Genomic DNA, 23,503 nt, shown 5'->3' on the forward strand with positions numbered 1-23,503 from the left:
CGAACTGACCTTGCGGCTTTGGCGCGATGATGCGGTCGTGGTGAAAACGCGCGCGTTTTGGGCCGAAAAATCGGCGCGCTTGAAACTGGAGTTTTCCGGCATCGGCGGCGCGGCGGAGTTCGAGGCGCCGGCGGCAGCGTCCGGCGCGAGCCATGCGGCGACGTGCCGCGGGCGCTGGTGTGCTGGGGGGCGCGACGCTTTCGTTTTCGCGAGCGACGCGCTGTATTGTTTTGACACCACCGCGACCACCTTTGGCGCGACGATTGCGAGGAGCGCGCCTATGCGTCGCTTGGCGGCGCGCGTCCCGCGTCGAGACTTGGCGGCCGTGCATGGACTTAGGCGAGCACTTGTTCCAGTTCGCGCTGGGCGCTGACGCCGACGCGCTGGCGCGCTGGCTGGAATCGCCGCCGGTCGCATTGCTGACGGCGGCGCACGAGGCGCTGCCGCGCACGGGCGGCGTGCTGCGCGCCGGGCCGGGCTTGCGGTTGCTGGCGTTCGCGCGGGCGGCGGACGGCGGCTGGATGCTGGCGTAAAGCAGCGCGGCATCGAGGCCGTCCTCACTCCCGGCCATACCCCGGCCACGTCAGCTACTTGTTGAATTCCTCGATGAATGCTGGTCTGGGAGACATCATTCACAGCCACGCCGCTGTAATTTGCCCATCCGAGGTCGCGGTCACCTTTGATTCCGACGCCGGGCAGGCCGTCGCCACCCGCCAGAAAATCTGCCTGTGCCGCGGCCGACAGGCTCTGGATCGCCGGCGCGCATCTGCCTTTTCCCGGCATCGCCATGTCGCCACCGAGGGCAAGGCGTATGCGGTGCCCATCGAGTATGCCCCGGTTGAACCCGCGCTAATCCATTCACACCGCCACTTACCGACCTCTCTCGTGGAAACCCTTGAACAACTTCGCGACGGCTCATCGCGGCCTTCCGGCCCCGGATGCCGTCACCAAATCCCGGCCCCGCCGCGCAGCACTCCTGCTTCTCGCCCACGCGCATGCCCGAGATCGCCCGCTTCCTGCGCGACGACCCCGCTCCGCCTCGATTTCTGCTCCAATGTCAGCGGCGTCGACTGGCCCGACAAGGAAATCACCGAGACCGTGAATCACCACGCCCGACCCCGCCGGCGGCCGGACAAAGTCACCGAGCAAAACCAAGCGCCTCCAGCCCGGTTATCTCGAAGTCGTTTACCACCTCTACTCCATGGCGCTCAAAACCACCGCGCCCGTCGTCCTCCGCCTCCGCACCGCCAACCGCGCCGACGACGTGACCGTGCCCTCGCTCACCCCGGTCTGGCGCTCTTGCGAGTTTCAGGAACGCGAGGTCTTCGATCTCTTCGGCGTCCGCTTCGAAGGCCACCCGATCTCCGCCGCATCCTCGGGACGAATTCAGGACCACCCCATGCGCAAAGACTACGTTTCCCCGACGACTACGATAGCCCACCGCACGACGAAGTGCTGGCGCGCGCGAAAACGCACTATCGCGCCGCCGGCGCTGACGCCGTCACCCGCCGTCACCACGAAACAGGAGGCCGCCAAATGAGCGCTTCCGCTGCCACGCCCGACACCTTCACGCCCGGCGCCACCTCGGTCCGCGCCGTTCACGACGACTTCCACGGCGACCTTCTCGAGGTCTCGATGGGGCCGCACCACCCTCGACCCACGGCGTCTTCCATGAACGTCGTCCTCGACGGCGAGATCATCGTCAAGCTCCAGCCCGTTTTCGGCTACCTGCATCGCAACCACGAAAACTGGCCGAAGCATTTCCTACCTCGCCAGCATCCCCTACCGACCGACCTCCGACTACCTCGCCTCCCTCACCAACAACTGGGCCTGTCATCATCGCGGTCGAGAAACTGGCCGGTTTCACCGTCCCCGAGCGCGGCGAATACATCCGCGTCATCGTCGGCGAACTCGCCCGCCTCATCAACCACTGCTGCCTCGTCGGCTTCCTGCTCAACGACCTCGGCACCTCCTTCACTCCCCTGCTCTACTCCCTGCGCGAACGCGAACGCATGCTCGACCTCGTCGAGGAGCTCACCGGCTCCCGCATGATGTGCAACTACATGCGTTTCGGCGGCGTCCGCGTCGATCCCTCGCCCGACTGGCTCGCCCGCCTGAAAGACTACCTCGAGGGCGACTTCCCAAAATTCCTCGACGAGCAGGACGCCCTCCTCACCGGCAACGAAATCCTCCTCGCCCGCACCCAGGGCACCGGCATCCTCAAACCCGATCTCGCCATCAACGCCGGCATCACCGGCCCCATGCTGCGCGCCTCCGGCGTGGATTACGACATCCGCAAAGTCGAGCGCTACTCCATCTACGACCGCTTCGACTTCCGCGTCCCCCTTGGCGACCACGGCGACACCTACGACCGCTACATGATGCGCATGCTCGAAATGCACGAGTCGCTCAAAATCCTCCGCCAGGCCCTCCGCGACATCCCTGGCGGCCCCGCCACCGATCCCAAGGCCAAATCCCGCGGACTCCGCGGCGAAACCACGGGACGCATCAGAGGCCCCCAAGGGCGAACTCGGCTTCTACCTCATCAGCGACGGCGGCCCGCAGCCCTACTGCTACCGCATCCGTCCGCCCTCCTTCATCAACCTCACCATCCTCGAAGACATGTGCGTCGGCCAGACCGTCGCCGACGCCGTCATCACCTCAGCGTGGACATCGTCCGGCGAAGTGGACCGCTGAAACCAATCACGAATTACAAATGACGAATTACGAATTAAACCAACCACCGGCATCCCGCCCTTGCCCATTCGCCCGAATCCGCCCGCGCTCATTCGCGGCCGGCCACGCGTCCCCCGCCATTCGTCATTCGTAATTCGTCATTCGTAATTCGTCATTCGTAATTAATTTTCTCCCATGCTCGGCACCGGCATCATCAAAGGACTCCTCGTCACCGCGAAAAATCTCGTCGGCAGCTACCACGACCCCAAGCGCCTGCCCACCATCGAGTATCCGGAAAAACGATACAAACTCCCGGAAAACTTCCGCAGCTTCCCCTTCCTCGTTTACGACGGCGACGGCGAACGCCGGCCTGCGCTGCGTCGCCTGCCGCATCTGCGAGAAGGAATGCCCGCCGCAGTGCATCTACATCGTCCCCGAGCGCGACGAAAAGGCCGCGTGCAGGAAACCCAAGATCTTCGACATCGACTTCTCCGTCTGCGGGCTGCCAGATCTGCGTCGAGGCCTGCCTTCGACTCCATCAAGATGGATCACCACTGAGATCACGGCCACCAACCGCTTCGAGGGCCTGCTCGTCCACCTCGACCAGCTCGCGAAACCCAACAGCTATTTTCACCAAATCCACCGCCGACGCCGCCGAAATCGACGCCCGCCTCGCCGAGGACAAACGCAAGGCCGAGGAAAAGCCAAGGCCGCTGCCGCTGCTGCGGCCAAAGCCGCCGCGCCGCCGCCAAGTCTGCCGCCGTTCCGCCCGCCTGCAACCGCTCCCGCTCCGAAACCCGACGTCCTGACCCAAGGGCCTGCCAATGACCTTCGCCACCGTGAATCCCGCCGATAATTTTCTCGAACGCCTTCCCGGCCTCGCGCTCGACTGGGTGCTTGGCCTTCTCCCCGACAACGATTTCGTCCGCTGGCTGGTCGCTTCCGTGCTCGCCGTTGCCGTCATCCTCGCCGTGTTCGGGCTGCTCTTCGCCTTCACCACCGTCACCGAGCGCAAGCTCCTCGGCCCTTCAAAACCGGCCCGGCCCCAACCGCGTCCGCATCCTCGGCATCCGCTTCTTCGGCTTTTTCCAGCCCTTTGCCGACGCGGTCAAGGCCCTGACCAAGGAAGACCTCGTGCCCGCCGCCGCCGACAAAATCCTGCACTTCCTCGCCCCCGCCGCGCGGTCTTCTTCACGCTGCTCGGCTTCGCCGTCATCCCTACGCCGCCACCTGACGCCGCTCGACCTCGATGCCGGCGTGCTCTATTTCTTCGCCGCCGGCGCCGCCTCCGAGCTCGTCATCTTCATGGCCGGCTGGTCGAGCCAGAACAAGTATTCGCTCCTCTCCGCCATGCGCGCCCTCGCGCAGCTCATTTCCTTCGAACTCCCGCTGCTCCTCGTCGTCGTCCCCGTCGTCCTCGCCGCCGGCACCCTCGGCACCTCCTCCATCGTCACCGCCCAGGGCGGCTGGTCGCTCGGCGGGCTCATCCCGCACTGGAACGTGCTCACGCCCGGGGCCTCGCTGGTTCGTCATCTTCGTCATCGCCGCGCTGGCGAGACCAACCGCTGCCCTTCATCTCCCCGAGGGCGAAAGCGAGATCATCGCCGGGCACCTAACCGAGTATTCGGGATTCAAATACGCGCTCTTCTTCATGGGTGAGTATTTCGGCATCATCGGCCTGTGCGGACTCGGCGTGACGCTCTTCCTCGGCGGCTGGCAGGCCCCGTGCGAGTTCCTCCAGTTCATCCCGTCCTACCTCTGGTTCGGCCTCAAGCTCATCGCGCTCATCCTCTTCTTCATCTGGATACGCGCCACGCTCCTGCGCCTGCGCATCGACCAGCTCACCGCCTCGCGTGGAAACTCCTTGTCCCGCTCGGCCTCATCAACCTCGGCGTGGCCGCCTTCTGGATGCTCACCGCGTCGTGGGACGGCCCCGTCCTGCTGGCCGTCCGCTGGGCGGTCGGCCTCGCGCTCATTCTCATCCCCTACGTGCTCCTCGGTCGCAGCCTCGGCTCCGGCCTCGGCCCCCGCAACTACCGCTACGCTGTTAAATTAAAAATTAAAATGAAAGATCCCACTGCAAACCCGACGCGGCAGCGCCCGTCTCCCCCATTCTTAATTTTTAATTCTTAATTATTAATTTCCACCCATGCCCGACCTCTCCCTTCTCTCGTTTCTGGCCATCGCGCTCGTCACCATCGGTGCGTCCGCCGTGGCCATTACGCGGCGCAACATCATTCACAGCGCCCTCCTCCTCGTCGCCGGCTGGGTGGGCATCGCCGCCTACTACCTCTGGGCCGGCGCCGAGTTTGTCGCCTTCGCGCAAATCCTCGTTTACGTCGGCGCGGTCTCGATGGTCGTGCTCTTCGCCGTGCTGCTCACGCGCCTCGGTCCCGGCGACACCGCCCCTGCGCCCGGGCCTTCCAGCGCGCCGCCGCGCTCGTCGCGGCGGAGCCTGCTTCGGCGCGCTTTCCGGGGCCATCCTCACCTCGCCCTTCAAAACCGGCGCCGAAACGCCTGCCGCCGCCCCGGCGTCCGCCAGCTCGGCCTCGCGCTCATGGAGCCCGCCAATGCCGCCGCGCTCCTTGTCATCATTCTCCTCACCGTCGCGCTCATCGGCGCCATCGTCATCGCATCCATCGACCGCCGCGGGGCGGACAACTGGGAGGCCGCGTCATGATGAATCTCCGAAAACATAAGCCCGCTGCACCTCAGCCTGCTCTTTTCGAGCGCGCTTTTCTGCCTGGGCCTCGTCACTGCGCTCGCCCGCAGCAACACCATCCTCGTGCTTCTCGGCGTCGAGCTCATGCTCAACGCCGCCAACATCAACTTCATCGCTTTCGCGGGCCGCTCGCAGGGCGCGGCGGCCTCGACCGGCGTGCTCTTCGCGATTTTCTCCATTGCCGTGGCCGCCGCCGAGGCCGCCGTGGGCCTCGCGCTCATCATCGCGATCTACCGGCACCGCCGCAGCGTCCGCCTCCAGGACGCGAACGAATTGAAAGGCTGACCATGAACATGGAATTACGAATGACGAATTACAAATTACGGCACCGCCGCGCCATTTGTCCCTCGCGTTCCTGTCTTTCAGGCAGCCTCCCTGTTTTCGCCGCCGGCGCGGCAGCGCCCTCCATTCGTAATTCGTAATTCGTAATTTCCGCCATGACCAAACTCCTCTGGCTCATCCCCGCGCTTCCGCTTGCCGCCGCCGCCATCGGCGCGGTCACGCCGCGCCGCTCCCGCGCGCTTTCCTCCACGCTCGCGCTCGTCGCCATGGCCGCCGGCTTCGTCCTCTCCTGCCTCGCCCTCCGCGACGCGCTCGCCGGCCCCGCCGCGCACCAGAGCTTCAACTTCACCTGGCTCGAATCCGGCGGGTTCCACGTCGAACTCGGCTTCCTGCTCGACCCGCTCACCGCGTTCATGCTCGTGATGGTCACCTTCGTCGGCTTCCTGATCTTTCTTTTCAGCACCGGCTACATGAAGGAGGACGAAAACTACGCGAAGTTTTTCTGCTACCTCAGTTTCTTCGCCGCCTCGATGCTCGGCCTGATCGTCTCCAACAGCCTCCTGCTCACCTTCATCTGTTGGGAACTCGTCGGCCTCGCTTCCTACCTGCTCATCGGCTTCTGGTTCACCAAACCGTCCGCCGCCGCCGCCGCGAAGAAGGCCTTCATCACCACGCGCATCGGAGACCTGGGTTTCCTGATTGGCATGCTCTGGCTGCACGGCGCGACCGACACGCTGCTGTTCTATGACGGCGGCGCGGGTTTCCTCGAAACCGCGGCCCTTTCCAAACTCGCATTCCTGCTTCCCTGCGGGCTGGCGGTTTCGACCGGCATCGGTCTCCTGGTTTTCTGCGGCGCGGTCGGCAAATCCGGCCAGTTCCCGCTCCATGTCTGGCTCCCCGACGCGATGGAAGGCCCCACACCCGTGTCCGCGCTCATCCACGCCGCCACGATGGTGGCCGCGGGCGTGTTCCTCATCGCGCGCGTTTATCCGCTCATGGCTGTGGACCAAGCCGGCGCGCACTTCCACGCCCTCACCGTCGTCGCCTTCATCGGCGCCATCACCGCGCTTTTCGGCGCGGTCGTCGCCGTCGCGCAAAACGACATCAAGCGCATCCTCGCCTTCTCGACCGTATCACAACTCGGATACATGATGCTCGCCATCGGCGTCGGCGCGTGGCCTGTCGCGATCTTCCATCTCCTCACCCACGCCTTTTTCAAGGCGCTGCTCTTCGGCGCGGGCTCCGTCATCCACGCCGCACCACGAGCAGGACATCCGCCTGCTCGGCGGGCTTTCGCGCCGCATGAAAGCCACCTTTGCCGCCTTTCCATCGGCATGATGGCGCTCGCGGCGTGCCGTTCGTGTTTTCCGGCTTCTACTCGAAGGAGGGCATCCTCCACGCCGCGCACCACTGGCCTGTCTCGCACCTCCCGCTCTGCGTCGGACTCGTCGCCGTCGTGCTCACCGCGTTCTACATGCGCGCGCCTCGCAGGCAACGTCTTTTTCGGAAAACCCCGTTCGCACGCCGCGGAGCACGCGCATGAGAACCCGCCCGCGATGACGCTCCCGCTCACCCTCCTCGCCGCCTGCTCCATCCTCGTCGGCTTCCTCGGCACGCCCGCCTGGCCCTGGCTCCAGCAAACCCTCGCCGGCCAGCCCGCCGCCGCGCACGGCCTCGCGGCCATCTTCACCGAGGGCGGCGGGCTCATGTGGCTCTCCATCGCGCTCGTCGCGCTCGGCATCGGCGCGGGCGCCGCGCTCTACATCCGCCGTCCGCGTGTTTCCGCCACCGCCGCCGACCCGCTCGAAAAAACCTTCCCCGCGCTCTGGCGCGCGCTCGCCAACCGCCTCTGGTTCGACGAACTCTACGCCGCCACCTTCGGACGCCTCACAAACCTCCTCGCCGCGTTTGCCGACATCCTTGACCGCTGCATCATCGACGGCCTCGTGCGTCTCCTCGCCCTCCTCGGGCGCGGCATCGGTTTCATCAACCGCGAAGGCGACGAGGACGTGCTCAACGGCGGCTTTGACCGCACCAGCGAGGCCCTTCGCGGCACCGGCAAGGCCTACTCCCGCGCCCAGACGGGCGACGCCCACGACAACCTCGGCGCCATCGCCCTCGGCTTCGTCGCCCTCATGGTCGTCATCATGATCGCCGGCATCTGGTGATCCAGACAAACCTCCGCCACCGCCCTCTTCATTCGTAATTTGGCATTCGTCATTCGTAATTTTCCGTCCTCCCGCTCATGCCTTTTCTCTCCTCCATCATCTTCGTCCCCTGGCTCGGCGCGCTGCTGCTCGCGTTTTTCCCGCGCGGAGACAACCGCCTCAGCCGTCCCGTCGCGCTCCTCTTCAGCGCCTCCACGCTCGTCCTCGCGCTCATCGCCTGCGCCTCCTACGACAGCGCCAAAGGCGGGCTCCAGTTCGTCGAGCAACACGCCTGGATCGACGCGCTCAACATCCAGTATCACCTCGGGCTCGACGGACTCAGCCTGTTGCTCGTGCTCCTGACCGGCCTCGTCGCCCCCGCCGCGCTTTACGCGACTTGGAGCATCGGGCGCGACGGACGCCTCATCGGCATCCTCTTTCTCCTTCTCCAAGGCGCGGCGCTCGGCGTGTTTCTCGCGCTCGATTTCTTCCACTGGTTCATCTTCTGGGAACTCAGCCTCGTGCCCGCGTTTTTCCTCATCCGGCTCTGGGGCGGAAAAGGCGCGCCGCGCGCGGCCTATCAATTTGTCATCTACACCATGGGCGGCGGCGTGTTCATGCTGCTTGCCTTCGCCGCGCTCTACGCGGCCACCGGCACGTTTGACTTCGTGGCGCTCGAGCGCATGGCCGCCGAAGGCTCGCTGCAAGCCGCGCTGGGCAGCCTCGGCGCCAGCCTGCCGTGGCTGATTTTCGGCGGAGTGCTCCTCGGCCGGCGGTGAAGGTTCCGCTCTTTCCCTTCCACGGCTGCCCTCCGCCTACGCCGAGGCTCCGGCGGTGCGTCGATGTTCCTCACCGGCGTCATGTCGAAGATGGGCGTTTATGGATTCCTGCGCATCCTCGCGCCGCTCTTCCCCGGGCAGCTTCACGCCGCCGCGCCCTGCCTGCTCAGCCTCGCGCTCTGCGGCGTCGTGCTCGGCGCGTTTGCCGCGCTGCGCCAGACCGACCTCAAGCGCATGATCGCCTACTCGTCGGTCAACCATCTCAGCTACTGCCTGCTCGCGCTCTTCGCCATCTGCGCCGGCGGCGCACCGCGCGCCTTTGCGCAGGCCGACGTTTCCGCCTACACCGGCATCCTCCTGCAAATGTTCAACCACGGTCTCTCCGCCGCCGCGCTCTTCTATTGTATCGGGATTCTGGAGACACGCACCGGCGGCCTGCGCGGCATCGGCGATTTCGGCGGCCTGCGCAAGGTCGCCCCGGTCTTCGCGCTCTTTTGCGGCGTCGCCATGTTCTCCTCGCTCGGCCTGCCCGGCCTGAATGGTTTCGTCGGCGAGTTCCTCATTTTCCGCGGCGTCTTCGGCATCGTCCCCTGGGCGGCGTCCGTCGCCTGCGTCGGCCTGCTCATCACCGCGCTTTTCCTGCTGACCTTCTGGCAGCGCGTCTTCCACGGCCCCGTCGCCGGCGCGACGGAGAAAGTCACCGACCTCACCGCCCGCGAACTCGTCGTCCTCGCCCCCGCCGCCGCCCTCATGCTCCTCCTCGGCGTCTGGCCGCAACTTCTCATCAACCTCTTCTCCCGGTAAAGACATTCCCGCCGCCGCGACAATCTTTGCGCTCAAACCTTTCCATGACAGAAAACGAAATTGGCAAAATCGTTGTGAATGAAGCAATGCGGCTCCACATGGAATTGGGGCCGGGATTGCTGGAGACGGTTTACGAAGTCCTGCTTGCCAAAATACTCGAAAAGCAATTGGCCGTCCAACGCCAAGTCCTCGTCCCAATTCGTTTTCACGGGATGAGTTTCGACGAAGGGTTTCGGGCAGACATCATTGTCGGGGAAAAGTCATTCTTGAGTTAAAATCAGTCGAGCGACCAAACCCCGCCCGCAAGTTTCTCACCTATTTGAAGCTGACCGGATTGAAACTCGGTTTCTTGCTGAATTTCGGGAGGAGCTCGAAAACGGCATCACTCGCGTCATAAACGGACAACTGGAATAAAACGAGGATTCTCACACAAAGGCACGGAGGCACAAAGGAGGAGGAATATTTTCCATTCCTTTGTGCCTCCGTGCCTAACAACCGAATCACCATTGAGTTAAAACCTCCCTCGCGCCGGCGCCGACAAATTCAAAATCAAAAACTTTCACCATGCCACTCCTGCCCTGGACCATTTACCTGACCTTTGCCGGCGCGCTGCTCGCTTATCTCGCGGGCCGTCAATCGCCCGGCGCGGCCCGCTGCGTCGCGCTCCTCACCGCGCTCGCGGGCTGGGGAGTCGCGCTGGCCGCCGCCGCCGGCTTCACGCCCGCCGCCGCGCTGGCTGACCTCGTCAACTGCCCTTGGATTCCGCAACTCGGCATCCGCTACCACCTCGCGGCGGACGGCATCAGCATGACGCTCGTCGTCCTCACCGGGCTCGCCGCCACCGCCGGCATCCTTTTTTCGTGGAACATCGACGAGCGCGCCGGCGAGTTCTTCGCGCTCTACCTCGCGCTCATCGGCGGCGTTTACGGCGTGTTTCTCAGCGCGGATGTTTTCCTGTTCTTCGTCTTCTACGAAATCGCCATCGTCCCAAAATATTTCCTCATCGCGAAATGGGGCTCCACCAACCGCGAATACGGCGCGATGAAACTCGTGCTCTACTCGTTCGCGGGCAGCGCGCTCGTCCTTGCCGGGGTGCTCTGGGCCTACGCCGCCAGCGGCGGCGCGGGCTTCGGACTCGCGCAACTCGCGGTCGCGGCGGCCAATTTCACCCCGGTGCAGCAAACCGGCATGTTCGCGCTCGTGTTCACCGGCTTCGCCGTGCTCGCGGGCATGTTTCCCTTCCACACCTGGGCGCCGACCGGCCACGTGGCCGCGCCCACCGGAGCGTCGATGCTGCTGGCCGGCGTCGTCATGAAACTCGGCGCCTACGGCTGCCTCCGCGTCGGCATCGGACTGTTCCCGGCGGGGCTGGAATTTTTCCAGCCCGTGCTCATCGCGCTCGCCCTCATCGGCATCGTTTACGCCGGCCTGGTCGCGCTCGTGCAGGAGGATTTGAAGTTCGTCATCGGTTATTCGAGCGTCAGCCACATGGGTTTCGTGATGCTCGGGCTCGCCGTCGCCAGCCCGCGCGCGGTGAGCGGCGCGGTGCTGCAAATGTTTTCGCACGGCGTCATCGCGGGACTGCTCTTCGCCGTGGTCGGGCGCATGATTTACGAGCGCACGCACACTCGCCAGATTTCCGCGCTGCGCGCGCTGCCGCTCTTCCGCCTGCTGCCGTTCGCGGCCGTCGCGTTTGTCCTCGCCGGGCTCGCCTCGATGGGCATGCCGGGCTTCAGCGGCTTCCCCGCCGAGCTCACCATCCTCGTCGGCGCGTGGCAGTTTTCGCCGCTGGTCACGCTCGCGGCCGTCGTCGGCGTGCTGGTCGCCGCCGCCTTCACGCTGCGCGCCGTGCAGCTCTCTTTCTTCGGCACCACCTCCGAGAAAGCCATGCCCGACCATCCTGCCGCCCATCACGTGGCCCGAAAAAGCCGGCGCGCTCCTGCTGCTCGCCGCGACCATTTTCGTCGGCCTGCGTCCCGGCTTCCTGTTTCACTGGATAAATACCGCGCTTGAGTCGCCGCTCTTCCAGGCGGCGCTGAAAGGAGGCGCGCTGTGATGAACATGCTCCCCGCCACTCTTTCCGATTCCTACTCCGGCCTCGCCCGCGCGCTCGCGCCCGAAGCGGTCCTCGTCATCGGCGCGCTCCTCGTGCTCGGCTTCGATTTGTTTGCCGGCAAACGGCAAAGCGGCCCGCGCGCGGCCGTCTCCGCCCTCATCGGCATCGCCGCCCTCGCCGGCGCGGCCTGGCTGACCGCCTGCGCCGGCCCGTCCGGCTTCGCCCTCCAGCGCGCCCTCGACATCGACAAACTCGCCGTCGGCGCGCGTCTCGGCGCGTATGCGTTGTCAGCGTTCACACTCCTGCTCCTGCCCGGCTCGTCGCGCCTGCGCCATCCGGCGGAATACGTCGCCATCATCCTCTTCGCCACCGTGGGCTTCTCGCTCATGGCCGCGGCCAACAACCTCCTGCTCGGCTTCCTCGCCATCGAGCTGGCCAGCCTGTCGCTCTATATCCTTGTCGGCTTCGACAAGACCCGCCCCGACTCCGCCGAGGCCGGCCTGAAATATTTCCTGTTCGGCGGCACGTCGGCCGCGTTCATGCTCTTCGGCTTCAGCCTGCTCTACGGGCTCGCCGGCACCATCGACCTCACTTCGCTCGGATTCATGCTCCGCGACAGCTTTTCGCCGGTCGTCCTCGTCGCGCTCGTGATGGTGCTCGTCGGTTTCGGCTTCAAGGTCGCCGCCGTGCCTTTCCATCTCTGGGCGCCCGACGCCTACCAAGGCGCGCCCTCCTCCGCGGCCGCGCTGGTCGCATCGGCCTCGAAGCTCGCCGGCTTTGCCTTTTTCCTGCGCCTGCTCTGGCCCGGGCTCCACAGCCTCGCCGGTGACGCGGCCGCGCTTCCGCTCGCCGCCGGCTGGATGCCCGTGGTGGCTGTCCTCTCGCTCGGCTCGTTGTTCGTCGGCAACCTCGGCGCGCTTGCCCAGACCAACGTCCGCCGCCTGCTCGCCTACTCGGCCATCGCGCACGCGGGCGTGATGCTCCTCGGCATCATCGCGCGAGGCGGCGTCGGTCCGCTGTTCTATTATGCCGCGACCTACGGACTGGCGACCGTGGGGGCGTTTGGCGTCGTCTCGGTCATCGAACGCGACGCGCCCTGCCAGAAACTCACCGATCTCGCCGGCCTTTGGAAGCGCTCGCCGTTGCTGGCGCTGACGCTTTTTGTCTTTGTGCTCTCGCTCGCGGGCGTGCCGCCGCTGGCCGGCTTTTTCGGCAAATTCGCCGTCTTCGCCGCCGTCCTGAAACTCAACGGCCTCGGCGGTCCCGCCGGCTGGCTCGCGATCCTGGCCATCGCCTTCAGCGCCGTCGCGCTTTATTACTACCTCGCGATTCTGAAACAGGCCCTGGTCGCCGGCCCGGCCAAGGACGCAAAGCGGATTCCCGTCCGGCGCTGCCCGCGCTCTCCTTGGTGCTCTGCGCCGCGCTGCTTTGGTCCTCGGTGTGTTTCCCTCGATTCTCTCGCGATTGTAGAGCCTTGGATCTCCACGGGCGGAGACATTTCAATTTCGGAGGGCCGGACATTGCGGTTTGCGCAGTCGCGCAAGCCTTTCGCATTTTCGTAGAAAAATTGCTTTTGCCCCGGCGGGCCGTCCCGTAGCCGCAACAGGTTCATGTCCGTTTGCTCATGGCGACGCAATCCCGCGGGCGGCGGACGCGGGGCGGGCCGCTTTTTGTTGAACGCTTCAACATGCGGCGCGTTGCGCTCCGCAGGGAGCCGGGCGAGAAGAAACGCCCTGATGACCCGCTTTCATATTATCACCAACGCCCACCTCGATCCCGTCTGGCTATGGGACTGGCGCGAGGGCTTGAACGAAGGCATCGCCACCTGCCGCGCGGTGCTCGATTTGATGAATGAGTTTCCCGAGCTGAAATTCACGCGCGGCGAGGCGTCGGTTTACGAGCACATCGAGCGGCACGCCCCGGAGACGTTCGCGCGCATCCGGGAAAAAATCGCGGAGGGGCGCTGGGAGGTGGCGGGCGGGAACTACGTGCAGCCGACACGAACCTGCCGGCGACGGAGGTGCTCGCGCGCCAGTTCCGGCGCGGACTCGGCTACTTCCGGCGCGCGCTCGGCGTGCGCCCGGTCGCGGCGTGGGCGGCAGACTCATTCGGGCACAGCGCGGGCTGTCCCGCGATTTACGCGGCGGCGGGCATGAAGTATTTTGCGTTCTGGCGGCCGTTCGCGTCGGAGCTCGCGCTGCCCGGGCCCGCGTTCTGGTGGGAGGCGGCGGGCGGCGAACGCGTATTGTCATGGCGGATACAGGTCGGCTGGTATGGCTCGACGCGCGCGGAAATCCCGGGGCGGCTCGACGCCTACCGCGAGGAGTCCGCACAATGGGGGGTTGAAAACGTGATGGTGCCGCTCGGGCTGGGCAACCACGGCGGCGGGCCGTCGCGCGCGCAGATCGAGGCGGTGCTGCGCTGGCGCGGGCAAAATCGCGACGTGGAGGTGGTGTTCTCGACGCTGCACGGATTTTTCGAGGCGCTCTCGGCGGAAGCGGCGCGGCTGCCGGTATTCAGGGGGGAGTTGAATTTTACGCTGCGCGGCTGCTACGCATCCGCCGCGTCAGTGAAGTTCGCCTACCGGCGCGCGGAAAACGCGCTCCTGCAAGCCGAGCGCACAGTGTCCGCCGTCGGCGCGCTGCGCGAGGCGGAAAACATCGGCACGGCCCCGCCCGCGCCGGATCTGGGCGAGGCGTGGGACGCGGTGCTTTTCAACACCTTTCACGACGTGCTGCCCGGCACGGCCATCGAGCGGGCGCTGGCGGGGCAGCGCGCGTGGATCGGCCTGGCGCAACACCACGCGGCGCGCGCGGAGAACGACGCGCTGAACGCGCTGGCGTCGCGGGTGGACACAAGCGTGCCTCGCGCCACGGGCGACCGGCCCGCCGTCGCGCCCGTGCTGTTGTGGAACCCGAATCCGCATCCCTTCGACGGGCCGGTGGAGTTTGAGGCGCCGCTGGACTATCGCCCGCTGGACGCGTTCAAAAACAAACCCGACGCCGTGCCGCTCGCGGTGCGCGACGGCGCGGGGCGCGCGCTGCCGTTCCAGTGCGTGGCCGTGGAAAACAATTTCGCGCTTGAGACACCGTGGCGCAAACGCTTCGTCACGCGGGTGAAAATCCCGCCATGTGGCTGGCATGTGCTAACGGCGGGGCTGGCGGACGCGCCGGTGAAAACACCTCGTGTGAAAACCGACCTTCGCGCGGGCGCCGGGCGCATCGCGAACCGCGTGTGGGAGATCCGCGCCGCCGCGGGCGCCGGGCGCGTCGTGATTTCGCGCAAGGGAAAACAGGCGCGCCGCCTCGGGCTGCGCGTGCTCACGGTGGACGACCCCTGGGGATCGTGGGGCGGGCACAACGGCGAGCCGGAGGCAAATCATGTCAACCACGTGAAAGACGCCTGGAAAATCGAGGCGGTCGAGACGCTTGAACGCGGACCGGAACGGGCTTCGCTCTGGATTCGGCTGACGGGCGCGGGCGGGGCGTCGTGGATCGAACTGACCTTGCGGCTTTGGCGCGATGATGACGCGGTCGTGGTGAAAACGCGCGCGTTTTGGGCCGAAAAATCGGCGCGCTTGAAACTGGAGTTTTCCGGCATCGGCGGCGCGGCGGAGTTCGAGGCGCCCGGCGGCAGCGTCCGGCGCGAGCCATGCGGCGACGTGCCGGGCGGGCGCTGGGTGCGCTTTGGCGGGGGGCGCGACGCTTTCGTTTTCGCGAGCGACGCGCTGTATTGTTTTGACACCACCGCGACCACCTTTGGCGCGACGATTGCGAGGAGCGCGCCCTATGCGTCGCTTGGCGGCGCGCGTCCCGGCGTCGAGACTTGGCGGCCGTGCATGGACTTGGGCGAGCACTTGTTCCAGTTCGCGCTGGGCGCTGACGCCGACGCGCTGGCGCGCCGGCTGGAATCGCCGCCGGTCGCATTGCTGACGGCGGCGCACGAGGGCGCGCTGCCGCGCACGGGCGGCGTGCTGCGCGCCGGGCCGGGCTTGCGGTTGCTGGCGTTCGCGCGGGCGGCGGACGGCGGCTGGATGCTGCGCGTGCAAAGCAGCGCGGGCCGCGCGGCGGACGCGACAGTCGAGCTTTTGGGCGGGCGCATCGCGCTCGGGCGGCTCGCGCCGGGCCGGATACGCACCGTGATTCTGCGGCATGCCGCGGACGGCGGCGGACGGGGCGCCGGCGCGTGGACATGCGCCACGGTGAACTGCGCGGAAGAAACGGCGGCACCGGAGGGTAACAAGTCATGAACCCCGCCATGCCGGGCACAGCGCAGACGGCGGCGGCGCTTGAGCAAAGCGAGTTGTTCACGCGATGGCGCGATCCCGTGTCGGGCGTGGAAAGCTTCATCCTCAACAAGCGAAGGGCCGCGCCGTTGCAGCTCTCGTTTTATTTCGTGAACTCCGGCTTCTCGGACGACGGGCGCTTCCTCTGGATGTATTGCGCGTTTCCGCCGGGCGGCGACGCGTATTACGGACGCCAGCTCGCGGTTGCGGATTTTGAGAGGCAGACCGTGCGGCATTTTCCGGAGACGCAGTTCATGGACGCCTCGCCCTACGTCGATGCCGCGACCGGCGAGGTTTACTGGACAACGGGGCTGGAGGTCTGGAAACGCGGTCCGCTGCCGGGCGACACGGCGGCGCAGATCGGAGCGTTTCCCGCCGAACTGGCGCGCAACCGTCGCCCGCTGCGCATCGCCACGCACCTGAGCCGCTCCGCCGACGGGCGCGCGTTCGCCATCGATGCTCAAATCGGCGCGGACTGGTTCGCGGGCGAGCTGCCGCTGGCGACCGGCGGCGCGGTGGACGCAGGTGCGTTCCGGCTGTGGCGGCGCTTTGACATTTGCCATAACCACGCGCAGCTCAGCCCCGTTGACCCGGGGCTGATGCTGATCGCACAGGATGGCTGGAACGACCCGACAACCGGCGAGGAGGGCGTGACGCGGGACCGCCTGTGGCTGCTGCGACGCGACGGAGCGCTCACGCAACTCGTGCCGGACGACCCGCTGCCCTCGTCATTGCGCGGCCACGAGTGGTGGGACGCCGGCGGCGAGCACGTGTGGTATATCGATTACAGGCGCGGGACGGCGAAAATCAACTTGCGCACCGGGCGCCGCGAGCTCGTGTGGCCGAACGGCCACACCCATTCGCATTGCGACCGCGCCGGGCGCTGGCTCGCGGGCGACGCGAACCCGGACGACGGGAGCTGGCGCGTCTTGTTTTTCAACATAAAAACGGGGCGCGAGATTGGCATCGTTTCAAAACTGCCGCCGCTGGACCGGCGGCCCTACCATGTCCATCCGCACCCGCGGTTCTGCCTGCACGACCGCTACATTTGCTACACGACAAACGTGCTCGGCACCGTGGATGTCGCCATCACGTCTGTGGAGCAACTGGCCGCTCTGACAAGCTGACGTGAGCCGGGCACGCGTCTCGACATCCCCGCCCTTTTTCCAAGAATCACCACACCGCGAAACCCCGAAACCTCCCGCAACCGCCCATGCAGACAAACCCACCCGGCATCCCCGGTGCGGCACCGGCCGCGCCCGTCCGAAAAATATACACCGCCGGCACGCTGCGCTACACGACGGGCGGCGTCGTGATGCTGTTCCTGTGGCTTTTGTGGGGCGATTTTTGCTTTTCGATTTTCGAGGAGATTTTCTCAAAGTTCCTGCCGCTTTACATGAAGGATCTCAACGCCTCCAGCACGCTGGTCGGCGTGCTGACGGGCAGCCTGGGCGGCATCGTGAACGTGCTTTTCATGCCCGGCATCAGCATGGCCAGCGACCGGCATCGCGGGCCGCGCGGGCGGCGCATTCCGTTTCTGCTTTGGTCCACGCCGTGCGCGGTCGGCTCGCTGATTTTGATCGGGTTTTCGTCGGAGCTTGGCGGCTGGCTGCACGCGCTGCTGGGCGGCGCGTCGCCGGGCATGACGGCGGCGGGCGTGACGCTCGCGCTGCTCTGCGTGTTCGTGGCGATGTATCATTTTTTCAACATGGTGCTGGTGAATCTCTACCAGTGCCTGTTGCGCGACGTGGTGCCGCCGGCGCTCATGGCGCGCTTTCTGGCGCTGTTCCGCGTGGTGAGCACGGGCGGCAGGTTTGTGTTCTCGTGGTATGTGCTTCCGAATGTGCTCCTGCATCGCGAGGCGGTGTTCCTGGGCGTCGGGCTGATCTATGTGGCGGCGTTTTTGCTGATGTGCTGGCGGGTGAAGGAGGGCGCGTATCCGCCGCCGCGGCAGCCAGCGGGGGAAAAGGCGCCGAGGTACCTGGCCACCTACATCGTGTATTTCCGCGAGTGCCTGACGGTGCCCATCTACCGCAATTTCGTTTTCATGTATGCGTGCGTGACGGCGGCCTCGACGTGCGCGATGCCATTCGTGACCCTCTTCACGCGGGACACGCTCGGGCTGTCGATGGAGGACATCGGACGTGTGTTCGCGTGGGGCTGGCTGGCGGCGGCGCTCACCTACGTGCCGTTCGGGTACCTGTGCGACAAGGTTTCGCCGATGCGGGTGGCGTGCTGCGCGCTGGCGGGGTTGATGCTCTCATGGGGCATCGGTTATTTCGCGATTCAGGACCGCACGTCGTGGCTGGTTTATTGGGTCGTCGTGGCGATGCTGCCGAGCACTGCCTGGAACCTCGGACTGACCGCGCTTACAATGCAGTTGTTTCACCAGGAAAAATTCGCCCAGCTTTCGTCCGGTCTCAACGTGCTCGGCTATGGGAGCAGCATTCTGGGCAGCTTCCTGATCGGGCTGTTCATCGATCTGACGGGCCAGAATTACCGCATGATTTTTTTGTGGTCGTTCTGCTGGTTCGCACTGGCGGTCGCATGCATGGCGCTGGTTTACCGCGACTGGAAACGGCTCGGCGGCCCGGACAACTACGCGGCGCCGCTGCCGGGAAAACCCGCCTCCGCAATCTAGCCGCAAACATCGGGAATGAACGCGCCATTGAACATCGGTTTTGTCGGCCTCGGCTGGGGCGCTCACATCGCCGGCACGCTTGCGTCCGGCCCCGCATCGCGCCTCTTCACGGTCGCCGCCGTGTGCGACACGGACGCGCGACGGCGCGCGGAATTCTCCGCGCGCCACCGCGTGAAAGCCTACACCGGCCTCGACGATTTGCTCGCCGACCGCGATGTGCCCGTGATCGGCCTCTTCAGCGGCCCGGCGGGGCGCGCGGAGTTGCTGCGCCGCATCATCCGCGCCGGCAAGGACGTGATGACGACCAAGCCCTTTGAACTCGATCCCGCCGCCGCGCGCAGCGTGCTTGAGGAAGCGCGCGCGCTGGGCCGCGTCATCCATGTCAACTCGCCTCCGCCGGAGCCGCCGCGCTACATCGCGCAAATCCTCCAGTGGCGGCGCGAGCACGACCTCGGCCGCCCCGTTGGTTGTCACGGCGAAAATCTCACCACCTACCACGAAAAAGCCGACGGGCGCTGGCTCGACGATCCCGCGCTCTGCCCCGCCGCGCCCGTTTTTCGAATCGGCATCTACACGCTCAACGACCTGCTGCGACTCTTCGGCCCGGTCAGCGCCGTGAACGTGATGACCAGCCGCATCCGCACCGGGCGCCCGACGCCCGACAACGCGCAGCTCGGCCTGTTCTTCGCCAGCGGCGCGATCGGCAGCGTGCACGCGAGCTTTTGCGTGGACGACGGCCAGCACTATGCGAACGCGCTCACGCTGCACTACGAGCGCGGCACGATCACCCGCAACATCCTCCCCGCCGGCTACGGAAAAGCCGAGCAGCGCACGCACTTGCGGCTCGTGCGCTCCACTGTGACGAAGGACGGCCCGGAGGTTGTCGTCGAGAACTGGGAGTCCGGGGAGCCGTCGGGCAGCTACGAATGGCAGGCATTTCACGATGCCGTCACCGGACGGCGAAAAATCGAAATGCCCGTCGATGAAATCGTGAACGCGACCGCGGTGGTCGCGGCGATGGCGCGCGCCGAACGCTCGGGAGCGACGGAGCGTGTATTCCTGCCATGAATACAAATGCTCCGGCGCCGGATTTTGTCCCGCAGCCCGTCGGCGTCGCGCTTTACGGCGCGAACGGCCACCAGATTCACGGGTTGCTCGCGGCGCGGCGCGACATGGCGCGGCTTTGTGCCGTGGCCGGGTTTCCTCCGGAAAAACTGCCGCCCGGCCTGCGTGCGCGCGACGGCGCGCGCGTGTGCGCCAACCTCGACGATCTGCTCGCCGACCCGCGCGTGGAGCTGGTGTCGCTGTGCTCGCCGCGCCGCCGCGACCAGGCGCTCGACGCCATCCGCGCCCTGCGCGCGGGCAAACATGTTTACGCGGAAAAACCGTGCGCCTTCAGCGAGCCGGAGCTTGATGCGATTCTGGACGCGGCGCGCGAAAACGGCAGGGTGTTTCGCGAAATGGCCGGCACGGCGTTTCTCCAGCCGTATCTTGAGATGCGCCGCATCGTCCTCTCGGGGATCCTCGGGCGCGTCGTGCAGGTGGTCGCTGAAAAGTCCTACCCGTGGCACGACGCCCGCCCGCAGGATGAGGACATCGACGGCGGGCTCATCCGCCAGTGCGCCATCCACGCGCTGCGCTTTGTCGAGCATGTGGCCTGCGAGCGCATCGTCTCCGCCGGCGCGATTGAGACCCGCGCGGGCAACCCGGTCGCGGGCGGCGGCTCGCGCATCGCGGCGTGCCTGATGCTCGGCCTCGCATCGGGGGGCGTGGCGGGCATCGCGGCGAACTACCTCAACCCGAAGGGCACCGGCGAGTGGGGCTACGAGACGCTGCGCATCCTTGGCGAAAAAGGCATGGTCGAGTCAACCCAGGGCGGTGCTCACACGCGCCTAGTGGTGGGCGACCGCGACCTGGGGCCGCTGGACACCTCGCAGCCTGGTATCGAGTATCTGGATACATTTCTCGCCCAAATTCGCGGGCGCGGCGCCATGCCGCTTTCGTCCGAGGAAGAGCTAAGCCCGACGCGCTGGGTCATCCGCGCCAAACAATCCCCACAATCCCCATGAGCCAGGCAAAAAAACATTTGCGAAGAAAATCACCGTCCGCGCGGCGTGCCGCTACCTGCTGCACCTGCCGCCCGGTTACGACCAGGGCGGGCGCGCCGCTGGAAAACGCTGGCCGCTGATCCTCTTCCTGCACGGCGCGGGCGAGCGCGGGAACGACCTCGAACTCCTCAAGCGGCACGGCATCCCGAAAATCGCGGAGGCCCGCCCCGGTTTGCCCTTCATCGCCGTCTCGCCGCAATGCCCCGCCGAGGGCTGGTGGGCGAGCGCGCCGCTCATCGCGCTGCTCGACGAAATCGAGCGGCGCCATCGCGTTGACAAGGACCGCGTTTACGCGACCGGCATCAGCATGGGCGGCTTCGGCACGTGGCAGCTTGCGCTCGACCAGCCGCGCCGCTTCGCGGCCATTGCGCCGATTTGCGGACGCGGCAACCCGCTGCTCGCGCATCGCATAAGACACCTGCCCGTCTGGGCGTTTCACGGCGCGAAGGACAGGGTCGTGCCGCTTTCCGCTTCCGCCGACATGGTGCGCGCGCTGCGCAAGCTCGGCGCCAGGCCGCGCTTCACCATCTACCCCGATGCCGGGCACGACTCATGGACGCGCACCTACGAAAACCCGCGGCTCTACGCATGGCTGTTGAAGCACGCGCGGCAGCCTCGGTGACACGTTTCCAGTTATCGCGCCGCCCCACCCGTCCTCCTCCGCATCGCCTCTTCCCTCATTTCCCCCCATCCGCATGACCTCCCGCGAACTCGTCAAACGCACCTTGGAATTTTCCAACAAAACCAGGCGCGCCCCGCGCCAGATATGGTTCCTCCCGTGGGCGGAAAAGCGCTTTCCCGCCGAGGTGAAATCCCTCCGCGAGGATTTTCCGGCGGACATCGTCACCGCGCCGTCGGTGTTCGCCACGCCGCCCCTCAACAAGGGCGACCCCTACGAAATCGGCGATTCCACGGACGCCTGGGGCGCCGTCTTCACCAACGCCCAGCGCGGCGTCATCGGCGAGGTCAAGCATCCCCTCGTCGCGCCCGGCGACGACGGATGGGACGACACCAGCCGCGTCCACTTCCCCGTCGAATGGCTCACGTTCGACCGCGACGCCGTCAACCGTTTCTGCGCCTCGACGGACAAGTTCGTGATGGGCGACTGCTGCCCGCGCCCTTTCGAGCAACTGCAATTCCTGCGCGGCTCGCCCGAGCTTTACATGGACCTCGTCACGCGCCCCGCCGGCCTGTCCGCGTTTTTGGAAAAAATGCACGCCTTCTACTGTGACCTTCTGGAGCGATGGGCGAAGACCGATGTGGACGGCCTGATGATGATGGACGACTGGGGCTCGCAGCAAAACCTCCTCATCAACCCCCGGCTGTGGGAGGAAATTTTCAAGCCCCTTTACCGCGACTACATCGCCATCGCGCGCGGCCGCGGGAAAAAAATCTTCATGCACTCCGACGGCATGAACCTCGCCATCTACCCGCACCTCGTCGAACTCGGGCTGGACGCGATCAACTCCCAGATTTTCTGCATCGGCCTCGACAGGCTCGCGCCGTTTCGCGGGAAAATCTCCTTCTGGGGCGAGATCGACCGCCAGCAGATGCTGCCGCACGGGACGCCTGCCGGCATAGACGCGGCGGTGCGCCGCGTGCGCGACACCCTGTGGGCTGGCGGCGGCTGCATCGCCCAATGCGAGTTCGGCCCCGGCGCCAGGCCGGAAAACGTGCGCCAGGTTTTTCAGAGCTGGGAGGACATCGCGCGCGAAGCATAAAGAACGCGGGAATTTTTGATTCCCGATTCTCGATCTGGCGGACTGCAGGCCCTCGGCCTCGAAACGATTGCGCGTCACCGCACGGTCGTGAATGCGAAAACAGAACGGCTGCATCCAATCAAAAATCAAAAATTCCCCTCTCGATTTTTGCGTTGGACTCCTGCATGTCTTTTTCAATCACTCTGCGCCATGCCCTCCGCCCCCGATGATCGCGCCACCCTGGTGAAAGTCGCCCGAGAGGCTGGCGTATCGCTGGCCACCGCCTCGATGGGCTTGCGCAACCACCCGCGCATCAGCCTCCAGACGCGCAAGCGCGTGCAGGTGGCCGCGAAGAAACTCGGTTACAAGCCCGATCCGCAAATCTCGCGGCTCATGTGGCACCTGCGCAACAGCAAGACCGTGAAATACCAGGAGACACTGGCGTTTCTCAGTGACAATGCGCAGCTCGCCGGCTGGGTGTCGTATTCGCAGGCCGACTACTATCTGGGCGCGGCGGACCGCGCCGGGGAGCTTGGCTACCGCATGGAGGTTTTCCATCTGCGGGCACCGGGCCTGACGCAGGCGGGACTCGGCCGCACGCTCCGCAATTGCGGCATACGCGGCCTGATCACGAGCGCCTTTCGCGATCCGGGAGCCACGCTCTCGCTCGACTGGCAGCACTTCGCCACCGTCGCCTGCGGCTACTCGCTGGCCAATCCCGAGGTGGACCGCGTGACGACGGACTATTACCGCGCCATGCTGGAGGCCACGGAGACGCTCGCCCGGTCGGGCTGCAAACGCATCGGGCTTTGCCTGAGCGTCAGCGACGACACCAAGGTGCTGCACCTCTGGCAGTCGGCCTTCCTGTATTTCCAGCACCGCCTGCCGCAAAAATCCCGGCTCCCCATCTATGAACTTTCCTCCGGGGAAAACAACATCCGCGCCTGGCTGCGCGCCTCGCGTCCCGACGCGGTTATCAGCGCCGGCTGCGACTTTCCCCGCGAATACGAACAGGCCACCGGCTTGCGCGCGCCCCAAGGCGTGCGCTACTGCAACATGAACATCCACCACGCCGACGCGCGTTCGTGCGGCATCGACCAGGCGTCCTACCTCGTGGGCAGGCACGCGTGCAGTCATCTCGTGGCGTTGTTGACGCGCAACGAACTCGGCCTGCCCGAGCACCCGCAAACCACCCTTACCGAGTTCCGCTGGATCGACGACTGGAACGGGTGGCACGCCGGGTGGCTCAAACGCAACACCCGTTTGCAAAGCGGTGTCCGCGCCGCGAGATGACCCCGCCGCC

At 66.1% G+C, this 23,503-nt stretch carries 18 protein-coding genes and 4 pseudogenes; all 22 read left to right on the top strand.

The window, feature by feature from the left end; all coding sequences use genetic code 11:
* Nucleotides 1-329 precede the first annotated feature (329 nt).
* The 22 genes and pseudogenes from OH491_RS06765 to OH491_RS06870 all read left to right on the top strand — a co-directional run bounded on the left by OH491_RS06765 (nucleotide 330) and on the right by OH491_RS06870 (nucleotide 23,493).
* A complete protein-coding gene (locus OH491_RS06765; protein WP_342750923.1) occupies nucleotides 330-533 on the top strand; it encodes a hypothetical protein in 204 nt (67 codons plus the stop codon).
* Nucleotides 534-1,201: 668 nt separating this feature from the next.
* Nucleotides 1,202-1,540, top strand: coding sequence for an NADH-quinone oxidoreductase subunit C (locus OH491_RS06770; protein ID WP_342750924.1), 339 nt, complete (start codon nucleotides 1,202-1,204; stop codon nucleotides 1,538-1,540).
* 95 nt (nucleotides 1,541-1,635) lie between these two features.
* Nucleotides 1,636-2,697 (top strand): annotated as a pseudogene (locus OH491_RS06775) (NADH-quinone oxidoreductase subunit D).
* 174 nt (nucleotides 2,698-2,871) lie between these two features.
* Nucleotides 2,872-3,234 (top strand): hypothetical protein, encoded by a 363-nt coding sequence (locus OH491_RS06780; RefSeq protein ID WP_342750925.1) that lies wholly within the window; start codon nucleotides 2,872-2,874, stop codon nucleotides 3,232-3,234.
* Nucleotides 3,235-3,630: 396 nt separating this feature from the next.
* Nucleotides 3,631-4,335, top strand: coding sequence for a complex I subunit 1 family protein (locus OH491_RS06785; RefSeq protein ID WP_342750926.1), 705 nt, complete (start codon nucleotides 3,631-3,633; stop codon nucleotides 4,333-4,335).
* On the top strand, nucleotides 4,226-4,732 hold the full coding sequence (locus OH491_RS06790) for a complex I subunit 1 family protein (protein ID WP_342751073.1): 507 nt from the start codon (nucleotides 4,226-4,228) through the stop codon (nucleotides 4,730-4,732). The genes OH491_RS06785 and OH491_RS06790 overlap by 110 nt, the downstream gene beginning before the upstream one ends.
* A gap of 93 nt (nucleotides 4,733-4,825) precedes the next feature.
* A complete protein-coding gene (locus OH491_RS06795; RefSeq protein WP_342750927.1) occupies nucleotides 4,826-5,356 on the top strand; it encodes an NADH-quinone oxidoreductase subunit J in 531 nt (176 codons plus the stop codon).
* Nucleotides 5,357-5,371: 15 nt separating this feature from the next.
* Nucleotides 5,372-5,683, top strand: coding sequence for an NADH-quinone oxidoreductase subunit NuoK (gene nuoK, locus OH491_RS06800; protein WP_342751074.1), 312 nt, complete (start codon nucleotides 5,372-5,374; stop codon nucleotides 5,681-5,683).
* Between the two features lie 152 nt (nucleotides 5,684-5,835).
* Entirely contained in the window at nucleotides 5,836-7,848 is a 2,013-nt protein-coding gene (locus OH491_RS06805; protein ID WP_342750928.1) for an NADH-quinone oxidoreductase subunit L, read from the top strand.
* A gap of 77 nt (nucleotides 7,849-7,925) precedes the next feature.
* Nucleotides 7,926-9,410: pseudogene (locus OH491_RS06810) on the top strand (complex I subunit 4 family protein).
* Nucleotides 9,411-9,508: 98 nt separating this feature from the next.
* Nucleotides 9,509-9,807: pseudogene (locus OH491_RS06815) on the top strand (GxxExxY protein).
* 167 nt (nucleotides 9,808-9,974) lie between these two features.
* Nucleotides 9,975-11,423 carry an NADH-quinone oxidoreductase subunit M gene (locus tag OH491_RS06820; protein WP_342750929.1) on the top strand — a complete coding sequence of 483 codons (1,449 nt, stop codon included), beginning with the start codon at nucleotides 9,975-9,977 and terminating at the stop codon, nucleotides 11,421-11,423.
* A gap of 48 nt (nucleotides 11,424-11,471) precedes the next feature.
* Nucleotides 11,472-13,028, top strand: coding sequence for an NADH-quinone oxidoreductase subunit N (locus tag OH491_RS06825; protein ID WP_342750930.1), 1,557 nt, complete (start codon nucleotides 11,472-11,474; stop codon nucleotides 13,026-13,028).
* Between the two features lie 174 nt (nucleotides 13,029-13,202).
* A pseudogene (locus OH491_RS06830) lies at nucleotides 13,203-13,918 on the top strand (glycoside hydrolase family 38); the annotation flags it as partial.
* Nucleotides 13,919-15,715, top strand: coding sequence for a hypothetical protein (locus OH491_RS06835; protein ID WP_342751075.1), 1,797 nt, complete (start codon nucleotides 13,919-13,921; stop codon nucleotides 15,713-15,715).
* Nucleotides 15,712-16,878: a hypothetical protein gene (locus OH491_RS06840; RefSeq protein WP_068771749.1), complete on the top strand. Its 1,167-nt coding sequence runs from the start codon at nucleotides 15,712-15,714 to the stop codon at nucleotides 16,876-16,878. The genes OH491_RS06835 and OH491_RS06840 overlap by 4 nt, the downstream gene beginning before the upstream one ends.
* 86 nt (nucleotides 16,879-16,964) lie before the next feature.
* Nucleotides 16,965-18,392 carry an MFS transporter gene (locus OH491_RS06845; protein WP_068771748.1) on the top strand — a complete coding sequence of 476 codons (1,428 nt, stop codon included), beginning with the start codon at nucleotides 16,965-16,967 and terminating at the stop codon, nucleotides 18,390-18,392.
* A gap of 15 nt (nucleotides 18,393-18,407) precedes the next feature.
* Complete coding sequence (locus OH491_RS06850; protein WP_068771747.1) at nucleotides 18,408-19,460, top strand: Gfo/Idh/MocA family protein; 1,053 nt, start codon at nucleotides 18,408-18,410, stop codon at nucleotides 19,458-19,460.
* On the top strand, nucleotides 19,457-20,461 hold the full coding sequence (locus tag OH491_RS06855) for a Gfo/Idh/MocA family protein (RefSeq protein WP_068771746.1): 1,005 nt from the start codon (nucleotides 19,457-19,459) through the stop codon (nucleotides 20,459-20,461). Before OH491_RS06850 ends, OH491_RS06855 begins: the two co-directional genes overlap by 4 nt.
* Before the next feature lie 211 nt (nucleotides 20,462-20,672).
* A complete protein-coding gene (locus OH491_RS06860; RefSeq protein WP_334319520.1) occupies nucleotides 20,673-21,122 on the top strand; it encodes a prolyl oligopeptidase family serine peptidase in 450 nt (149 codons plus the stop codon).
* Nucleotides 21,123-21,195: 73 nt separating this feature from the next.
* Entirely contained in the window at nucleotides 21,196-22,221 is a 1,026-nt protein-coding gene (locus OH491_RS06865; RefSeq protein ID WP_068771744.1) for a uroporphyrinogen decarboxylase family protein, read from the top strand.
* A gap of 189 nt (nucleotides 22,222-22,410) precedes the next feature.
* Nucleotides 22,411-23,493 carry a LacI family DNA-binding transcriptional regulator gene (locus tag OH491_RS06870; protein ID WP_068771743.1) on the top strand — a complete coding sequence of 361 codons (1,083 nt, stop codon included), beginning with the start codon at nucleotides 22,411-22,413 and terminating at the stop codon, nucleotides 23,491-23,493.
* Nucleotides 23,494-23,503: the final 10 nt, after the last annotated feature.

Source organism: Termitidicoccus mucosus (assembly GCF_038725785.1).
Classification (GTDB): domain Bacteria; phylum Verrucomicrobiota; class Verrucomicrobiia; order Opitutales; family Opitutaceae; genus Termitidicoccus; species Termitidicoccus mucosus.